At 70.7% G+C, this 17443-nt stretch carries 12 protein-coding genes and 3 pseudogenes; 10 read left to right on the top strand and 5 right to left on the bottom strand.

Annotation, left to right across the window (positions count from 1 at the left end; genetic code table 11):
- Nucleotides 1-432: 432 nt before the first annotated feature.
- The 3 genes and pseudogenes from CES90_RS18835 to CES90_RS18825 all read left to right on the top strand — a co-directional run.
- A pseudogene (locus CES90_RS18835) lies at nucleotides 433-813 on the top strand (N-acetyltransferase family protein); the annotation flags it as partial.
- 17 nt (nucleotides 814-830) lie between these two features.
- Complete coding sequence (locus tag CES90_RS51270) at nucleotides 831-959, top strand: hypothetical protein (RefSeq protein WP_268257041.1); 129 nt, start codon at nucleotides 831-833, stop codon at nucleotides 957-959.
- Nucleotides 960-986: 27 nt separating this feature from the next.
- Nucleotides 987-1499, top strand: a complete 513-nt coding sequence (locus tag CES90_RS18825; protein ID WP_189786060.1) for a flavodoxin domain-containing protein — start codon at nucleotides 987-989, stop codon at nucleotides 1497-1499.
- Nucleotides 1500-1732: 233 nt separating this feature from the next.
- Here CES90_RS18825 and CES90_RS18820 read toward each other — a convergent pair.
- A pseudogene (locus CES90_RS18820) lies at nucleotides 1733-2142 on the bottom strand (SulP family inorganic anion transporter); the annotation flags it as partial.
- Nucleotides 2143-2294: 152 nt separating this feature from the next.
- Here CES90_RS18820 and CES90_RS18815 point away from each other — a divergent pair.
- From CES90_RS18815 to CES90_RS18800, 4 genes are all read left to right on the top strand, one after another.
- Nucleotides 2295-3200, top strand: a complete 906-nt coding sequence (locus CES90_RS18815) for a universal stress protein (protein ID WP_189786061.1) — start codon at nucleotides 2295-2297, stop codon at nucleotides 3198-3200.
- 44 nt (nucleotides 3201-3244) lie between these two features.
- Nucleotides 3245-4267, top strand: a complete 1023-nt coding sequence (locus tag CES90_RS18810; RefSeq protein ID WP_189786062.1) for a zinc-dependent alcohol dehydrogenase — start codon at nucleotides 3245-3247, stop codon at nucleotides 4265-4267.
- A complete protein-coding gene (locus CES90_RS18805; RefSeq protein ID WP_189786063.1) occupies nucleotides 4264-5163 on the top strand; it encodes a universal stress protein in 900 nt (299 codons plus the stop codon). Before CES90_RS18810 ends, CES90_RS18805 begins: the two co-directional genes overlap by 4 nt.
- A 172-nt stretch (nucleotides 5164-5335) precedes the next feature.
- The gene (locus CES90_RS18800; RefSeq protein ID WP_189786064.1) at nucleotides 5336-7060 is read left to right on the top strand and encodes a sensor histidine kinase; all 1725 of its coding nucleotides are present in this window, start codon (nucleotides 5336-5338) and stop codon (nucleotides 7058-7060) included.
- A gap of 320 nt (nucleotides 7061-7380) precedes the next feature.
- Here the strand turns inward: CES90_RS18800 and cydD are convergent.
- The 3 genes and pseudogenes from cydD to CES90_RS18785 form a co-directional block, all read right to left on the bottom strand.
- Nucleotides 7381-9968: pseudogene (gene cydD, locus CES90_RS18795) on the bottom strand (thiol reductant ABC exporter subunit CydD).
- Between the two features lie 42 nt (nucleotides 9969-10010).
- On the bottom strand, nucleotides 10011-11006 hold the full coding sequence (cydB, locus tag CES90_RS18790; protein WP_189786065.1) for a cytochrome d ubiquinol oxidase subunit II: 996 nt from the start codon (nucleotides 11004-11006) through the stop codon (nucleotides 10011-10013).
- Between the two features lie 35 nt (nucleotides 11007-11041).
- Nucleotides 11042-12586 (bottom strand): cytochrome ubiquinol oxidase subunit I, encoded by a 1545-nt coding sequence (locus tag CES90_RS18785; protein WP_189786066.1) that lies wholly within the window; start codon nucleotides 12584-12586, stop codon nucleotides 11042-11044.
- Between the two features lie 373 nt (nucleotides 12587-12959).
- Between CES90_RS18785 and CES90_RS18780 the strand changes: the two genes are divergently transcribed.
- From CES90_RS18780 to CES90_RS51265, 3 genes are all read left to right on the top strand, one after another.
- Nucleotides 12960-14531: an oleate hydratase gene (locus tag CES90_RS18780; RefSeq protein WP_189786067.1), complete on the top strand. Its 1572-nt coding sequence runs from the start codon at nucleotides 12960-12962 to the stop codon at nucleotides 14529-14531.
- A gap of 241 nt (nucleotides 14532-14772) precedes the next feature.
- Nucleotides 14773-15783 (top strand): Gmad2 immunoglobulin-like domain-containing protein, encoded by a 1011-nt coding sequence (locus tag CES90_RS18775; RefSeq protein WP_229914177.1) that lies wholly within the window; start codon nucleotides 14773-14775, stop codon nucleotides 15781-15783.
- A 51-nt stretch (nucleotides 15784-15834) separates the two neighbouring features.
- Nucleotides 15835-15969 (top strand): hypothetical protein, encoded by a 135-nt coding sequence (locus tag CES90_RS51265; RefSeq protein ID WP_268257040.1) that lies wholly within the window; start codon nucleotides 15835-15837, stop codon nucleotides 15967-15969.
- Between the two features lie 370 nt (nucleotides 15970-16339).
- On the opposite strand, the gene CES90_RS18770 is transcribed toward CES90_RS51265, so the two are convergent.
- Entirely contained in the window at nucleotides 16340-17440 is a 1101-nt protein-coding gene (locus CES90_RS18770) for an ABC transporter ATP-binding protein (RefSeq protein ID WP_189786068.1), read from the bottom strand.
- Nucleotides 17441-17443 lie beyond the last annotated feature (3 nt).

Here is a 17443-nt window from a genome sequence, read left to right as displayed (position 1 = left end):
CCCCGGGGCGGCGACACGGATCCTGTCCGTGGTCCGATCCCGGGAGGCCCCCGCGGCCGGAGGCCGCTGATGAACGCTGCCCTACGCGACCTGGCCAGGTGGGTACGGCCAGAGGCGACGGGGAGGCCCCGAACCATCACTCCGGTGGAGCGGGGGCCCCGCACGCCGGCGCCGTACCCGGCGTCCCGGATCGCACGATCGCCGTAGCCCGAACGGCCGAGGACACCGCAAGCACAGAAGCCGACCATCACGCGATGGTGTGATGCCGCCCTCGTACACGCTCCCCGGCGAGCAGCTGACAACCCCGAACCCACGAGCGGGCCGCCGCTTTTAGGGCCGATCGGCCCTCCAAGCCTCCCCGGACAGCCCATGGGGTGGCCGTGCGAACCCGCTGGATGCTCGAAGGGCCCAAACGGCTGGAGGAGACCCGCGATGACGGACGACGCACACAGCGAGCCCATGGTCCATGCCCTGCTCGCGGACGGCACCACCGTGTGCATCCGCCCCGTGGCAGCGGGCGATCACGAGCAGGTGCAAGGGCTCTGCGAGGAGATGTCGCCGGAGAACCTGCGACTGCGGTTCTTCGCAGCGAGCCAGCGCTCGGCCGCGTTGGCCGCGGACCGAGCCTGCGCCCCGCCCTGCCCCGGTTACCGGGCTCTACTGGCCGAGAAGCAGGGCCAGGTGATCGGCCTGGCCGAGTACGACACCGGCGGCGGCAAGGAGGAGGCCGAGATCTCCATCGCCGTCGCCGACGGACTGCACCACCGCGGCGTCGGCACCCTCCTCGTCGACACATGGAACGCAAGAGCGAGACGGAGATCGCCGTCTCGATGACACGCCGGATCGACGGCGTGGTCGCGGTTGTCGACAAGCTCACCTATCGGCTGGACGACGCGCGTCCTTCGACGGGCGAGCCGGCGCTGCGGGGCTTCGCCGACGACTGGCTGCGAAGGATCTGAGACCGACTTGAGAGGAGGCGGACCACCATGCCCGACAGCGTGCTGGTCGCCTACGGAACGACGAACGGATCGACCGCGGAGATCGCAGAAGCCATCGCCGCGGTCCTGGGCAAGGAAGGCCTCACGGCCGAGGCCCTGCCGGCCCGGTCCGTGGACAGCGTGACGTCGTACGACGCCGTGGTGGTCGGTGGCGGACTGTACGCCGGGCGCTGGCAGAAGGACGCCCGCCGCTTCGTCCGCCGCCACCGCCGCGAACTTGCCGAACGCCCCCTGTGGCTGTTCAGCAGCGGCCCGCTCGACGCCTCGGCCTCGGAGCGGGACATCCCGCCCGTGCCGGGCGTGAAGAAGACGATGGACCGACTGGACGCCAGGGACCATGTCACCTTCGGCGGCTGCCTGGAGGAAGGCGCGAAGGGATGGGTCGCCCGGATGATCCTCCGCTTAGGCAAGGGCGGGGACTTTCGCGACTTCACCGCGATCGAGGCGTGGGCGGCCCGCGTCGGCGCGGAGCTCGTGGGCGAGTCGGAAAGGAGTCGCTGAGCCAGGTCCTTGCGGCTCGCGTCGGTGGGCACGCTCCCCGCATGCCCTATGAAGCCGCAAGGGTTCCCGCGCGAGCTCTCACGCCAGGGGGGACGCGAGAACTCGCGCAGCGGCCGCCGCCCTCACCGACACACAGGGCGGCGGCCGCCCACGCGGTGGAGTGAAATCCCGAGAGTCGACGAGCCACCCGGAAACGGCCGGGGCCGCTGCAGGGACTACCGGCCCCCAGCCCGGGCCGCACAGCACCAACCGACCGTCACCGCGAGGGCCGCCGTCAGGGTGGCGTACCGGGCCGGGTCACCGGCGGCCAGCGGGGCGACGACCGTCGCCGTCATCAGCGCGGTCATCGACTCCGGGCCGACCGACAGCAGCCGTGAGGAGCCGAGCAGGGCGTAGAGGGCCAGTGCGGGCAGGATCGCCCACAGCCCGGCGACCGGCGGCAGCCCGTCCACACCCGCGTACGCCATCACCTGCGGGACCAGATACGCCGCCACCGTGACACCGGCCAGCAGGTCGCCCCTGAGCCACGCACGCCGCGCTAGCCGACGAGCACTCCGAGCCCGGGCGTCAGACGGCGCCACCGGGGGGCGTGCTCGCCCGGGTTCCGCACCCTGGGTCTCCTCACGCCGCGCAGCCTGCCCATGACCCGAGTACGTGAGACATCAGGATCGCGGGTGGGACCGTTCGGCCCTCTGCTCTGGACCCTGCGGCCTCTCCGCGCTGCCTTCCCGGGCGGCCATGCTGACAACGGATCCCCCGCCCGTAGCGCTTGAAGCGCCCGTAGGAGGTACGACCATGTCCCGCACTGTCACCGTGGGTCTCGACGGCTCGCGCGAGAGCCTGGCCGCCGCCGAGTGGGCGGCCCGCGAGGCGAAGCTGCGCGAGCTGCCGCTGCGGCTCGTCAACGTCTGGGAGCCGGTCCCCGAGCCCATGGCGCAGGCGCCGCTCCTCGGGGCCGAGACGCAAACGCACTGGAGCGAGAGGATTCCCCGGGAGGCGGCCGCCGGTCTCCGGCTGCGTCATCCGGGCGTCGAGATCACCGTCGAGCAGCTGACGGGCCGGGCGAGCGAGGTACTGGTGGCGGCGGCGAAGGACTCCGAGCTGCTGGTTCTCGGCTCCCGCGGGCTGAGCGGGCTCGGCGGCTTCCTGGTCGGCTCCATCGGACAGGCCGTCGTCGCGCACGCCGAGACCCCTGTGGTCCTCGTACGGGCCTGGGAGCAGGCCGCCGACGAGCGCGAGATGGACCCGGCGGGAATCCCCTCCGCCGCGACCGGGTTCCGACCCGTCGTGCTCGGCCTCGACACCGACCGGCCGGACGACGCGGTGATCACCTTCGCCTTCGAGGAAGCCGCCCGACGGCAGACCTCCCTGCGGGTCGTCCACGGCTGGAACCTGCCGCCCCACTATGTCTCCAGCCTGCCCGCCGCTCCCCAAATCGGCGTGGAGCTGGGCCGTCAGGACGCCGCCGCGCTGGCCGCGGTGCTGCACCCGTGGAAGGAGAAATTCCCCCACGTGGAAGTCGTCGAGGAGTCCCGCTTCGGCAGCCCCGCGAACCACCTGGTCGACGCCTCCCGCGAGGCTTCCCTGGTCGTCGTGGGCCGCCGGATCCGCCGCAGCCCCTTCGGCATCCACATCGGCTCCGTCACCCACGCCGTCCTGCACCACGCCACCGCCCCCGTCGCCGTCGTCGCGCACGACTGACCACCCGCGAGAACCACCCCAGAGCACCGAGGAGAGCAGAGATCATGAAGGCAGCGGTCGTACGAGCGTTCGGCGAGCCCCTGGTCATCGAGGAGCGCCCCGACCCCGAGCCCGGCCCCGGTCAGGTCCGCATCCGGGTGGAGGCCTCCGGGCTGTGCCACACCGACATTCACGCCGCGCACGGCGACTGGCCGGTCAAGCCCAACCCGCCGTTCGTCCCCGGCCACGAAGGCGTAGGCCTGATCGAGGCCCTCGGCGACGGCGTCACCCACCTGTCCGTCGGGCAGCGGGTCGCGGTGCCGTGGCTGGGCAAGGCGTGCGGGCGGTGCGAGCACTGCCTGTCCGGCTGGGAGACGCTGTGCGAGCAGCAGGTCAACACCGGCTACGGGTGCGACGGCGGGTACGCGGAGAAGATGCTCGCCTGGGCCGATTTCGCGCAGCCGGTGCCCGCGGGGATCACCGCCGTGGAGGCCGCCCCGCTGACCTGCGCGGGCGTGACCACATACAAGGCGCTCAAGGTCGCAGGCGTTCAGCCCACCCAGCTGGTGGCGATCTCCGGCGTCGGCGGGCTCGGCCACCTCGCCGTGCAGTACGCGAAGATCGCCGGCGCCACCGTCGCGGCCATCGACGTCACCGACGACAAGCTCGAACTCGCCCGGGAACTCGGCGCCGACCTGACCATCGACGCCCGCAAGGAGGACGTGGGCGAGGTGCTCAAGCGGTGTGGCGGGGCGCATGCCGCCATCGCGCTCGCAGTGAACGAAGCGGCGTTCACCGCGGTCAACTCCGGGCTGCGGCGCGGTGGAAAGCTCGTCATGGTCGCCCTGCCGGCGCACGGCACGATTCAGGTCCCGATCTTCGACACCGTCCTGAACGGCACCTCGGTGATCGGCTCGATCGTCGGCACGCGGCAGGACCTCGCGGAGGTCTTCCAACTCCACGCGGCCGGACGCACCAAGGTCATCTACGAGACTTGCCCGCTCGCCTCCGTCAACGAGTCGATCGACGCGGTGCTGCGTGGCGAGATCAAGGCCCGGATCGTCTTCGATCTCGGCACGGGACGGTGAGAACGATCGAACAGACAGAGCTCCCCCTGGTTGTCGGAGTCGACGGCTCCGAGCCCAGCCTGCGGGCCGTCGACTGGGCGGCCGACGAGGCCGCCCTGCGCGGGGTGCCGCTGCGGCTCGTGCATGCCTCGCTGTGGGAGTGGTACGAGGGCGCGGCGCTGGCCGAGGACCTCGGCAAGCCATCCGAGCAGGTCCTCGCCGACAAGATCGTCGACGGCGCCGCCCGACGGGCGCACAGCCGCCAACCGGACCTGAAAGTGTTCACCGAGGTGGTCCCGGAGGAGCCGGAGTACGCGCTGGTGCGGGAGGGCCGACGCGCCTCCGCACTGGTCGTCGGCAACCGCGGGCGCGGCGACATCGCCGAGTTCCTGCTCGGTTCCGTCAGCCTGACCGTGGCCGCCCACGCCTCCTGCCCGGTGATCGTGCTGCGCGGCCGCCACGACAAGCAGACACAGCCTGCGACCCACGGGCGCGTCCTGCTCGGTGTCGGCAAGCAGGCACACGACTCGGCGGCCGTGCGCTTCGCCTTCGAGGAAGCGGAGCGACGCGGAGCCGTCCTCGAAGCCGTACGGGCCTGGCGGTGCCCCGCGCACGAGACCACCGACCATCCCCTGCTGGCAGGCGAACCCGCCCGCCTGCACGAACAGCGAGCAGCCGAGACGCTGGAGGCCGCGCTGAACCAGGTGGCCGAGGAACACCCGTCCGTGCAACTGCACCGGCGCACCGCCGAGGGCCCCGCCCGTAAGATCCTGCTCGACGCGTCGGCCACCGCCGACCTGCTGGTCGTCGGCGCCCGACGCAACAAGGGCACCTTCGGACTCCAGCTCGGCCGCGTCGCCCACACCCTGCTGCACCACTCCGCCTCCCCGGTCGCCGTCGTCCCCCACACGGCATGACCATGCGCCGGGCAGCCCGAGGCTCGGCGGCAGGCGTCGAGGAGGCCTTGACCTGCGGAGCCGTTGCGACCCGGCTTGATCCTGTACCGTCCCCGGCGGTGGGCCGTACCGTGGCACATGAACAGTCACGGTCGGTTGTCGGCACGGTTGATGGGGACCTGGAGGATCAGGGGTGGGAAGTTCCGAGGAGCCTCGGGAGGCCCGCGTACGGTTGCCCCAGCTGAGGCTGGACGAGCTGCTGGAGGAGCTGCAGGCCCGCCTGGACGCGGCCCGCGGCACCCGAGACCGCGTGCACAGCCTGCTGGAGGCGGTGCTCTCGGTCGGCCGGGAGCTGGACCTCGAACAGGCGCTGCGTAGCATCGTGGAGGCCGCGGCAGTGCTGGTGGACGCCGAGTACGCCGCCCTGGGTGTGATCGGTCCGGACGGCAAACGGCTGTCGGACTTCCTCACGGTCGGCGTCAGCGACGAGCAGGTCGTACAGATCGGCAACTACCCGGAGGGCCACGGCATCCTCGGTGAACTCATCCGCCACCCGGAGCCGCTGCGGCTGACGAAGCTCTCCGAGCATCCCGCTTCGTACGGCTTCCCGCCCCACCACCCGCCGATGAACACCTTCCTGGGCGTTCCGATCCGGGTGCGCGACCAGGTCTTCGGCAACCTCTACCTGACCGAGAAGCGCGGTGGGCAGCAGTTCGACGACGAGGACGAGTCGGTGCTGTCGACGCTGGCCGTGGCGGCCGGTGTGGCCATCGACAACGCCCGGCTGTACGAGGAGTCCAGGCTGCGCGAGCGGTGGCTGCAGGCCAGCGCGGAGATCACACACAGCCTGATGTCCGGAAGCGAGCGCGGCGAGGTCCTCGCCCTCATCGCCGAACGGGCCCGGGAGATCACCGGCGCGGCCCTGGCGGTGGTCGCGTTGCCGATGCCGGACACAGACTCGCTGACGGTGGAGTTGGCCATCGGCCAGAAGGCGGAGGCACACCGCGGACTGGTGCTGCCCATGAACGGCAGCCTGATCGGCCAGGCCTTCGCGGACGCCACTCCCGTCTCCAGCCCTGACATCTCCCAAGACGAGCGCGTTTCGACGGACCTCCAGCGTTTCACCGGCCTCGGTCCGGCCGTGGCCGTCCCCATCGGCTCGGGCGACGGGCTGCGAGGCGTCGTGCTGCTGGTCCGTGAGGCGGGCCGGAAGGTGTTCGCGGACCAGGAAACCGAACCACTGCAAGGTTTCGCGGCACAGGCCGCAGTGGCGATGGAACTGGCCGAACGCCGCAGGGACGCAGAGCAGATCGCGATGCTCGAGGACCGCGATCGGATCGCCCGGGACCTGCACGACCTGGCGATCCAGAGACTGTTCGCCACCGGCATGACACTGCAGAGCGCCGGCCGCTTCATCGAGCACGCGGAGGCCTCGGAGCGCGTGGTGCGGGCGGTGGAAGACCTGGACGAGACCATCAAGATCATCAGGTCCACGATCTTCGGTCTGAGGGCGCATGACGAAGCAGCCGGGCCCGGCCTGAGGGCACGGGCGGTGCGTGTGGTCGGCGAGACCGCGCCGGTGATGGGATTCGCGCCAAGCCTGCGGATGGAGGGCCTGCTGGACACCCACGTGCCCAAGGAGATCGCCGACCACGTGGTGGCCGTCCTCTCCGAGTCCCTGACCAACATCGCCCGGCACGCGCGGGCCAACCGTGCCGAGGTGGTGCTGGAGACCGACGGGCGCGAAGTGCGGCTGGAGGTCTCCGACGACGGCGTGGGTATCCCGGCCGAGGGCCGGCGCAGCGGCTTGCGCAACATGGCGGAACGTGCTCAGCAGTTGGGCGGGGACCTGGAGTGGACCAGCCCGGCCACCGGCGGCACCGTCCTGCGCTGGCGGGTGCCGGTGACGGACCAGTAGCCCTCACCGCCTGAGCGCGAACCCGGCGGTCTTGCCCTCGCCGGTGGGGCGGCCTCCTCAGCTGTCGAGGCTGCGTACCGGTCTCGGCGAGCGCGTGGTCCGCCGAGCGCAACTGGCCCATGACGGCGGCCGCTTCGAGTCCGCGGACCGCCAGGGACGACGCGGCTGCGGAGTACGAGAACGATGTCCTGACGATCAGGGTCGCAGTGCCGGAGACGAAGACGCACATGAGGACCGTGCCTGTGCTCCGCCGCTGAACGAGGGCTCCCCGAGCGACGGGCAAGAGGCGTGTAACGGGTGGCCGCACCCGTCCTCCCCCGTCACACGGACACGGCGATCGGGGAGAGGGCGGCGGCGCGCTCGCGCTCCACCGTGCGCAGCAGCGGTCCGGGCACTGTCGTCAGTTCCTCCCAGCTGCCGCGCTGGACGATGCGGCCGTGGTCGAGGACCAGGATCTCGTCGACCTGATCCAGGCCGGTGAGCCGATGGGTGATCAGCACGGTGGCGCGTCCGCGTGTGGCGGCGAGCAGGTCGGTTGTCAGGGCGTCGGCGGTGGGCAGGTCCAGGTGTTCGGTGGGTTCGTCGAGGACGAGGACGGGGAAGTCGGCGAGCAACGCGCGGGCCAGGGCGAGGCGTTGGCGCTGGCCACCGGAGAGGCGGGCGCCGTGCTCGCCGACGGGGGTGTCGAGCCCGGCGGGCAGCGCGCGCCGTGCGAGGCCGCCGTCCCCACCAGGGCCGCGGCGGTGGCAGGGAGGCGGAAACGCAGCACATGGTCCTGAACAGAGTCGATGTCGGCGACGAAGCGTGAGAGCAGATCGCCCTTCCGGTACAGCCGCAGCCCGGCGGGCGCGAGCCGTTCCAGGCGGGCGTAGACGGCTGTCCGCAGGGTGCCGAGGCCGCGCAGCACGGCATCGTGGGCCACCAGTCGCTCGGCGTAGCGCAGCACGCTGCGGCCGATGCCGAAGGCCCGTACGCAGGTGACGGCCACCATGAGGTGGAGCACCGGGGGTTGCTGCGCGGCCCGTGAGATCAGCCAGCCGGACGTTCCCATCAGCGCGACGGCGCAGGCGAGGGCGAGCGCTCCGAGGAGCGCGGCCAGGGCAAGTCGCCCTCTGGTGCGGCTGGTGACGGCCATCCGGGTCAGGCGCCGCAGCGGTCCGCCTGCGGTTCGGACCTTGGGCCACCCGGCCCCGTGCCGCCCGTCGACGATCCCCTGCGTACGGTTCGCGGGCCCGGCAGGCTCGGCCATCGGGCGACCCGGCGACGGCTGCGCGTGGTCGTCGGTGACCGGGGCGCTCAGGTGCACCCTTCGGTCGGCCAGGGCCACCAGGGCGGGGCGGTGGGCTGTGAGGACCACCGTACGGGTGGCGGACAGGCGACGGACGGCGTCGGCGACGGCGCCCTCGTTCTCGGCGTCGAGGTGGGCCGTGGGCTCGTCGAGGAGGACGAGGGGACGGTCGCTGACGAAGGCGCGTGCGAGGGCGAGGCGTTGGCGCTGGCCGGCGGAGAGGCCGGCGCCACCCTCGCCGAGGCAGAGGTCGGTGGGGAGGTCCAGGGCGTGGGCGTCGGCGAGGGCGCGCCGTACCTCGGCGTCGGTGGCTTCCGGGCGGGCGAGGCGGACGTTGTCGGCCACGGTCCCCGTGACGAGGTGGGGGTGCTGCGGGACCCAGGCAATGTGGCGGTGCCATTGCTCTGGATCGATGTCGGCCAGGTTCCGGTCGCCGATGGTCACCGTTCCGGCGGTGGCGGAGGTGAAGCCGAGCAGAACGGACAGGACTGTGGTCTTGCCCGCTCCGGAGGGGCCGGTGAGGGCGAGTGTCTCGCCGGGCCGGATGGTCAGGGACAGGTCGTCCACGGCGGGAGCGGAGCGGCCCGTGCGGGTCACGGTGAGACCGGTGATCGTGATGGGGGCCGAGGAGAGGTCGGGGACGTCTGCGGTGCCGCGCCGGGGGAGGGGGGTCTCCAGAACGTCGAAGATCTTCCCGGCGGCCGTGAGGCCCTCGACGCTCGCGTGGTAGTGGACGCCCACGGCCCGGATCGGCGCGTACGCCTCCGGGGCGAGGACGAGTACCAGCAGCCCGGTGTGCAGATCGAGCCCGCCCTCGACCAGCCGCAGACCGATGCTCACCGCGACCAGGGCCACGGACAGCGTGGACAGCAGTTCCAGGGCGAAGGACGAGACGAAGGCGATCCGCAGCGTGCGCAGCGTGGCCCGGCGGTACTCGTCCGTGATCCGCCGGATCGCCGTCGCCTGCGCCCGGGCCCGGCCGAAGATCTTCAGCGTGGGCAGGCCTGCCACCACGTCGAGGAAGTGGTGCGAGAGCCGGGACAAGGTCCGCCACTGACGGTCCATCCGGTGCTGGGTGGCGAGCCCGATGAGCACCATGAACAAGGGGATCAGCGGCAGTGTCGCCGCGATGATCGCCGCCGAGAGCCAGTCGGCGGTCACGATCCGGGCCAGGACGACGACCGGGACCACCACCGACAGCGCCAACTGCGGTACGTAGCGCCCGAAATAGTCGTCGAGCGCGTCCACACCCCGCGTGGCCAGCGTGGTCAGTTCACCGCTGCGCTGGGCGGCCACGTAGTCCGGGCCGAGCGCGGTCGCGTGCGCCAGCAGCCGCTCGCGCAGCTGCGACTTCACCGCCGCGGAGGCCCGATGGGCCGCGGTCTCGGTGAGCCAGGCGACCGCCGCCCGGCCGGCCGAAACACCGACCAGCAGGAGCAGCGGATCGCGCAGGGACGCAAGGTCCCGCCCGTCCTGGAACGCCCCCACCACCACGTCGGCGATGGCGACGGCCTGCAGGACGAGCAGCGCGGCACCGATCGTGCCCAGAACCACGGATGCTGCGAGGAAGAGCCGGGTGGCGCGTGCATAGCGCAGCAGCCGCGGGTCTACGGGCTTCATAGGTGACCGCCTCTCAGTCTCTCGGTGGCTTTCGAGCCGGGATCAGGCGGGGATGTGCTCGACGCCGATGCGCCCCCGGAACACCCAGTACGTCCAGCCCTGGTAGAGCAGCACGAGCGGTGTCATGATCGCGGCGACCCAGGTCATGACCTTCAGCGTGTACGCCGAGGAGGAGGCGTTGGAGACGGTCAGGCTCCAGGCCGTGTTCAGGCTGGAGGGCATGACATCCGGGTACAGCGTGAGGAAGAGCATCGCGACGGCCGCGGCGACCGTCACGCCGGACAGGGTGAACGCCCAGCCCTCGCGCGCCCGCTGGTTCGCCGCGAGGGCGCCGAGCAGCGCGACCACGGCGACGGCGAGCGCCGCCAGGCTGCGCACGTTGCCGCCCTCGCTCTGAGTCCACAACAGGAAGACCAGCGCGAGACCGGCGGTGGCCGAACCCGCCCACCGGGCCGCCGACCGGGCCCGCTCACGAATGCCGCCCCGAGTCTTGAGGGACACGAACACCGCGCCGTGGAAGGTGAACAGGGTCAGCGTGACCAGGCCGCCCAGGAGCGCGTACGGGTTCAGCAGGTCCAGGACCGTGCCGACGTACTCGCCCTCAGAATCGATCTTGACGCCCCGGACGATGTTCGCGAAGGCCACGCCCCACAGGAACGCGGGCAGCAGCGAGGTCCAGAACAGCGCGTGTTCCCAGGCGCGCTTCCAGCGGGCGTCGTCACGCTTGCCGCGGTACTCGAAGGCGACGACCCGCACGATGAGGCAGACCAGGATGGCCAGCAGCGGGAGGTAGAAGCCGCTGAACAGGGTGGCGTACCAGGCGGGGAAGGCGGCGAAGGTGGCGCCGCCGGCGGTGAGCAGCCACACCTCGTTGCCGTCCCAGACCGGGCCGACGGTATTGATGAGGACGCGCCGCTCGGATTCGTCGCGGGCGAGAAGTCCGCTGAGGACGCCGACTCCGAAGTCGAAGCCTTCGAGGAAGAAGTAGCCGATCCACAGGACGGCGATGAGGGCGAACCAGACGTCGTGAAGCTGCATGGCCGTGTCTCTTTCCGAAAGGACCCAGTAGGTCCTCAGTAGGCGAAGCTCATCGGGCGGTCGGTGTCCTCACCGGCGGCGGGGCCGCGCAGCGAGGGGATTTCCGGCGGTGGCTGCTCGTCGACAACTCCGGCCTTGACGTACTTGACGAGCAGCTTCACCTCGACGACGGCCAGTACCGCGTACAGGGCGGTGAACACGCTCAGCGAGGTGATCTGCTCGGCCACGGTCACCCCGGGCGAGACGGCGTCGGCGGTGGTCATGAGCCCGTAGACGGTCCAGGGCTGACGGCCCATCTCGGTGAAGATCCAGCCGAAGGAGTTGGCGACGAGCGGGAAGCCGGCGGTGAGGAGAGGCAGCTGCCAGGCCCAGCGGCCCGTGGCCGGACCCAGTTCACGGGTGGGGGTGAGCATCAGCAGCGGCACCTCGTCCTCACCGCGCTGCTTCTCCGCCGCCAGCCACCGCTTCTTCCGGGTCAGCCACAGTCCGGCGAGGCCGATCGCGAAGGACGTCATGCCGAAACCGATCATCAGGCGGAACGACCAGTAGGTGGTGGGGATGGACGGCTTGTAGTCCTGGGCCAGATCGCCGTACTTGGCCTGCTCCAGCGCCTCGACGGAGCTGATGCCGGGCACGACGGAGCTGAGGTCGCCCTTGGCCAGATAGGAGAGCAGACCCGGGATCTCGATCTCCACGGTGTTGCGGCCCTCGGAGACGTCGCCGTACGCGAACAGCGAGAACGGCGCGGAGTCCTCGCTCTCCCACAGGGCTTCGGCGGCGGCCATCTTCATCGGCTGCTGCTCGTACATCACCTTGGCGAGCGCGTCGCCGCTGACCGCCGTGCCGAGGCCCGCGATGACGACGGTGACGAGGCCGAGCCGCAGCGAGGTGCGCATCGCGGCGATCCGACCCGGCGTACGGTCTACGGCCTTGGCCTTCGACGCGCGGCGCAGCTGATAAACGGCGATACCGATCATGAAGGCGCCGCCGGTGAGGAAGCAGGCGGTGAGCGTGTGGAAGACAACGGTCAGGGCGGTCTTCTGGAACAGCACCGCCGCGATGTCGTTGAGCTGGGCGCGCCCGGTGGTCTCGTTGATCTCGTACCCCACCGGGTGCTGCATCCAGGAGTTGGCGGCCAGGATGAAGTACGCCGACAGGAACGTGCCCACCGCGACCAGCCAGATACAGGCCAGGTGGATCTTCCGGGGCAGCTTGTCCCAGCCGAAGATCCACAGGCCGATGAAGGTGGACTCGAAGAAGAAGGCGAGCAGTGCCTCCATGGCCAGCGGGGCGCCGAAGACGTCACCGACGAACTTCGAGTAGTCGGACCAGTTCATGCCGAACTGGAACTCCTGCACGATGCCGGTGGCCACGCCCATCGCGATGTTGATCAGGAAGAGCTTGCCCCAGAACCGGGTGGCCTTGAAGTACCTGTCCTTCCCGGTACGTACCCAGGCGGTCTGCAGTCCGGCGATCAGGAAGGCCAGGGTGATGGTGATCGGGACGAACAGGAAGTGGTAGACGGTCGTGATGCCGAACTGCCATCGCGCCACGGTTTCCTGAGCCAGCGCCAGTTCCACGGCGGGCCTCCTCGCGTACGGGCCGAGCGCCTCCGAGGGGCGGGGGTCGGCAGGGGGACATGCGGGGCCGACCGGACAAGCCCCGGCTCATGGAGGACACCTTCGGGTGTGGGGGAGTGGCCGGGACAGCACCCGACCGGGCCGCGTCATGGGGCCGAACGGCCCTCATGCCCAGGCCTCGCGCTGGGCCGAACGGTTCCACCGGCTGCCCTGGCCGTCAGCAGCCGGTGTCACCGCATCCATGACTGGGGCCGACCGGACCGGCCCCGGTGCCCGAAGGCCCCTGATGCCGACCGGGCCCCGCGAGAAACCGTGAGCACACCGGTTGCCGTGCTACGGCAGGGCGGGAGAGTACCGAGAACGAGGAGCAGTGATGGCGAAGGCATATCTGGTGGGCAGCGGCATCGCGGCGCTGGCCGCGGCGGCGTTCCTGATCCGTGACGGCGGCTTCGACGGGACGGACATCCACCTCTTCGAGGAGCAGGAGCGGATTGGCGGCAGTCTGGACGCGGGCGGCACTCCCGAGACCGGCTACTCCATGCGCGGCGGCCGGATGTTCGAGGCCGAGTTCCGCTGCACCTACGACCTGCTGTCCGCCATCCCCTCCCTCGACGATCCGTCGGTGTCGGTCACGCAGGAGATCCTCGCCGGGCACGAGACGTTCGCCTGGGACGACATCTCACGCCTCGTCGACGGGGACGGGAAGATCGTCGACGTGACCTCGATGGGGTTCTCCGAGCGCGACCGGCTGGACCTGATGCGGTGCCTGGCCACGCCCGAGGGGCGGTTGGACGGCAAGCGCATCACCGACTGCTTCACGGACCACTTCTTCACCACGAACTTCTGGTACATGTGGTGCACCACGTTCGCCTTCCAGCCGTGGCACAGCGCGATCGAGTTCCGCCGCTACCTCAAGCGGTTCATCCATCTGTTCCCCGAGTTCGCCACCATGTCGGGGATCCACCGCACCCGCTACAACCAGTACGACTCCATCGTCCGCCCTCTGCGGGCCTGGCTGGCCGAGCGGGGCGTGACCATCCACACCGGCTGCCGGGTACGAGACCTCGTGTTCGCGCCGGGGCCGCGTACGACGGTCGAGCGGATCCTGCTCTTCCGAGACGGGCACGACGACGCGATCCAGGTCGCCCCCGAGGACCTCGTCCTGGTCACCAACGGCGCGATGACGGACGCTTCCTGCCTCGGCTCCTACACCGAGGCACCCGACCCCCGCGGCGCACGCCGCTCCGACGCCTGGCTGCTGTGGCACCGCCTGTCCCGGGGCAGGGACGACTTCGGCGACCCCGACGTCTTCGACAAGAACATCCCGGAATCCAGGTGGGAGTCCTTCACGGTCACCGCCCAGGGCCGGGCGTTCCTCGACGCGATGGAGAAGTTCAGCGGGCGAGAGACGGGCAGGGGCGGGCTGATGACCTTCACCGCCTCCAACTGGCTGCTCACGATCGTTGTCAACCGCCAGCCCGTCTACCGAGACCAGCCCGAGGGCGTGTCGGTGTGGTGGGGCTATGGGCTCTTCCCCGACCGGCCCGGCAACCACACCGGCAAGCCGATGACCGAGTGCTCAGGACGCGAGATCCTCGAAGAGGTACTGCACCACCTGCGGTTCGACGAGGACCTGACGCAACGTGTCCTGGCGGGCTCGACCGTCATACCGTGCCTGATGCCCTATATCACCAGCCAGTTCCTGGTCCGCCGGCACGGGGACCGGCCCCGGGTGGTGCCCCGGGGGTCGGTGAACCTCGCGTTCATCGGGCAGTTCGCCGAGGTGCCGGACGACGTGGTGTTCACCGTCGAGTACTCCGTGCGCACCGGGTGGACGGCGGTCGCCGAACTGCTCGGCCTCGACCGGCGGCCGCCCGAGGTCTACAAGGGGCACCACGACCCGCACGTGCTGAAAGAGGCCTTGGAGACCATGCACCGCCACTAGATGGGTCGTGCCGTTCCTCGGTGCCGTCCTGGGCTGGAGCTGACGGGGGTAGCCACGGCCGCGTTCATGGGTGGCAGCCACGGCCGCGTCTGTGGGTGCGGTCGGCCGCCTGCCTGAGGCGGCTCATATGCCGCCGAATGGCCCGGAATGAGTACACCAGAAGGCCCACCTACGTGGGCCCGTACGGCACTTGGGGCGGCTCCGCCGGAGGCGTTGGCTGGAAGGTGTGGAGGAGGCTGCCATGAACACCGAGATTCCCACCAGGTGCACGCACCACCGGCTGAGTCGGCCGATGGTGCTGGCCACGGCTGTCGTACTGGTCTCGTCCGTGGCGACGGCATGCGGCAGCGACACCGGCTCCCCGGGCACGTCCGCCGGAGGCGACCGGCTGAGCACACCGAGCGCCGGGGGCACCACCGGAGGGACGACCGGGAACGAGAGCGCCACCCCCGGTCAGGGCGCGTCCACCACGCCCACCACCTCCGGTAGGCCGACCAAGCCCGGCACACCGGCGCCGCCGGTGACGTCCGGCGGCGCATCCAAGGTGCGTACGTCGGTGTACTTCCTGCACGGGGAGAAGGTCTCGCCCACCCCGCGCACCGTGACCGCGCCCACCACCGCGGCCGGAGCCCTGCTCGCCCTGCTGGCGGGGCCCAACCGGTACGAACGCCGCCACGGCCGTACCACGGCCATTCCCTCGGGAACGACGCTCCGCTCGGTCGTGGTCCGCCACCACGTGGCGACAATCGATCTGTCCGGACGGTACGACGACGGTGGCGGAAGCCTGTCGATGCAGGCCCGGCTCGCCCAGGTCGTCTTCACCGCGACCCGCTTCCCGTCCATCCACAAGGTTCAGTTCGAGCTGGACGGCAAGCCGGTGACGTCCTTCGGCGGTGAGGGCATCGTCCTCAACGGGCCCGTGACCCGCGCCGACTTCGAGGATCTGGCACCGCTCGTCCTCGTGGAGTCGCCACTGATCGGCGACAGCATCCGCACCCCGGTCCGGGTCTGGGGTAGCGCCAACACGTTCGAGGCGACGCTCAAGTTGAAGATCACCGACGTCACTGGGCGCACCGCGGCCGACGTCTACGTCACAGCCACCTCCGGTACCGGGACCCGCGGCACGTTCGACGTGACGATCCCCTACAAGGCGGCCCGCTCGGGCGCCGGCAAGCTCACGGCGTACTGGGAGTCACCGGAGGACGGCCGGGCGGTGATCGAGGACACGGTGCCACTGACCGTCCGCCGGTGACGGCGGGCCACCGGGTGCGGTCCGCCTGGTCGGCAAGCCGGCTTTGCGTCGATGGCCGTTCAGGTATCCGTCGGCCAGGGGAGAGACGAGGCGACGGCGGAGTACAAGGAAGGAGTCCCGATCACGACGGTCCCGGTGCAGGAGGCGAAGGCGCGCACCAGGACCATCCCTGTGCGGCACATCTGAGCGCCATTGCGCGCTGAAGCCGCACCACAGGTGCGCGGCCGGAGGCAGGACCGGCCGCGCACCTTCGCCTCTCTGCCGGGTGGATCGGACTCAATGGTGAGCAGTTCAGTGGGAGTTGTGGCCCCGCAGGCATGTCCACCACTGGCCGGGCTGCCGACCAGAGCTGCGGTGTCACGCGCCGGCCTTGGCGGGCGTCGAGACTGTCCCCGTTCCTGCCGAGGACGGCGGTCATGCTCCTGTCGGTCTCGTTCCCCTCCGGGTCCGGCCCTGAGGCTTCTCAACGCAGCCTGTGCCGGGCGGGCGCGGGATCACCACGGGCCGCCCAGGCCTGACAGGGGGGCGTCCGGCCCCACCGGTGGGCAGGGGCGCCTCAGCTCCCGTCGGTCGGCAGCCGCAGCTCTGTCCGGGCCGAGAAGAGGTGGACGGCCTCCGGACGGACGGTGACGCGCAGCTGCTCCCCCTTGCCGTGAACCGGCCGCCCGGGGAGGCGGACTACCACCGGGACGGCTTCCTGCCCGGCCTTGGCGGTCGCGTGGACGTAGGCGACGGCACCGGTGTCCTCGACCGCGTCGACCACGAGATCCAGTGCCGGAGTCTCCAGGTCCTCGGGCGAGAGGATCTCGAACTGCTCGGGCCGTACACCCAGCAGGATCTCCGTGGCGTCCTCCTCACGGGCGGTCCGCGGCACGGGCACGATCAGGCCGCCCAGCTCGGTACCGTCCGTGGTGAGGGGGAGGCGGAAGAGGTTCATCGCGGGCGAGCCGATGAAACCGCCCACGAAGGCGTTGGCGGGGCGCTGGAAGACCTCCTTCGGCGTCCCCACCTGCTGCAGCACGCCGTCCTTCATAACCGCCACGCGGTCGCCCATGGTCAGGGCCTCCACCTGGTCGTGGGTGACGTACACCGTCGTCGTGCCGAGTCGCCGTTGCAGCGAGGCGATCTGCGTCCGGGTCTGTACGCGCAGCTTGGCGTCCAGGTTGGACAGCGGCTCGTCCATGAGGAACACCTGTGGCTCGCGGACGATGGCCCGCCCCATCGCAACCCTCTGGCGCTGGCCGCCGGAGAGCGACTTGGGCTTGCGGTCCAGGTAGTCGCCGAGGCCGAGGACGCCGGCAGCCTCCGTGACACGGCGATGGATGTCGTCCTTGTGCTTCTTGGCGATCTTCAGGGCGAAGCCCATGTTGTCCGCCGTCGTCATGTGCGGGTAGAGAGCGTAGTTCTGGAACACCATCGCGATGTCGCGGTCCTTGGGCGGCAGGTGGGTCACGTCCCGGTCGCCGATGCGGATGGCACCGGAGTCGACGTCCTCCAGCCCGGCGAGCATGCGCAACGCCGTGGACTTCCCGCAGCCGGAGGGTCCCACCAGCACCATGAACTCGCCGTCGGCGATCTCCAGATCGAACGCGTCGACGGCTGGGTGGTCCATCCCCGGGAATCTCCGTGTGGCCTTGTCGAAAATGACGGTCGCCATGAT

Origin of the sequence: Streptomyces capitiformicae (genome assembly GCF_002214185.1) — a bacterium.
In the GTDB taxonomy this organism is placed as follows: domain Bacteria; phylum Actinomycetota; class Actinomycetes; order Streptomycetales; family Streptomycetaceae; genus Streptomyces; species Streptomyces capitiformicae.
The sequence above is the reverse complement of the archived record's forward strand: the minus strand, read 5'-3'. Positions and strand labels throughout refer to the sequence as shown.

Coding starts and splice junctions, on each gene's coding strand:
- cydB (WP_189786065.1), bottom strand. CDS start 11,006: ATGCAGCTTCACGACGTCTGGTTCGCCCTCATCGCCGTCCTGTGGATC.
- CES90_RS51265 (WP_268257040.1), top strand. CDS start 15,835: ATGGCCGTTCAGGTATCCGTCGGCCAGGGGAGAGACGAGGCGACGGCG.
- CES90_RS51270 (WP_268257041.1), top strand. CDS start 831: ATGACACGCCGGATCGACGGCGTGGTCGCGGTTGTCGACAAGCTCACC.
- CES90_RS18810 (WP_189786062.1), top strand. CDS start 3,245: ATGAAGGCAGCGGTCGTACGAGCGTTCGGCGAGCCCCTGGTCATCGAG.
- CES90_RS18775 (WP_229914177.1), top strand. CDS start 14,773: ATGAACACCGAGATTCCCACCAGGTGCACGCACCACCGGCTGAGTCGG.
- CES90_RS18815 (WP_189786061.1), top strand. CDS start 2,295: ATGTCCCGCACTGTCACCGTGGGTCTCGACGGCTCGCGCGAGAGCCTG.
- CES90_RS18825 (WP_189786060.1), top strand. CDS start 987: ATGCCCGACAGCGTGCTGGTCGCCTACGGAACGACGAACGGATCGACC.
- CES90_RS18780 (WP_189786067.1), top strand. CDS start 12,960: ATGGCGAAGGCATATCTGGTGGGCAGCGGCATCGCGGCGCTGGCCGCG.
- CES90_RS18770 (WP_189786068.1), bottom strand. CDS start 17,440: ATGGCGACCGTCATTTTCGACAAGGCCACACGGAGATTCCCGGGGATG.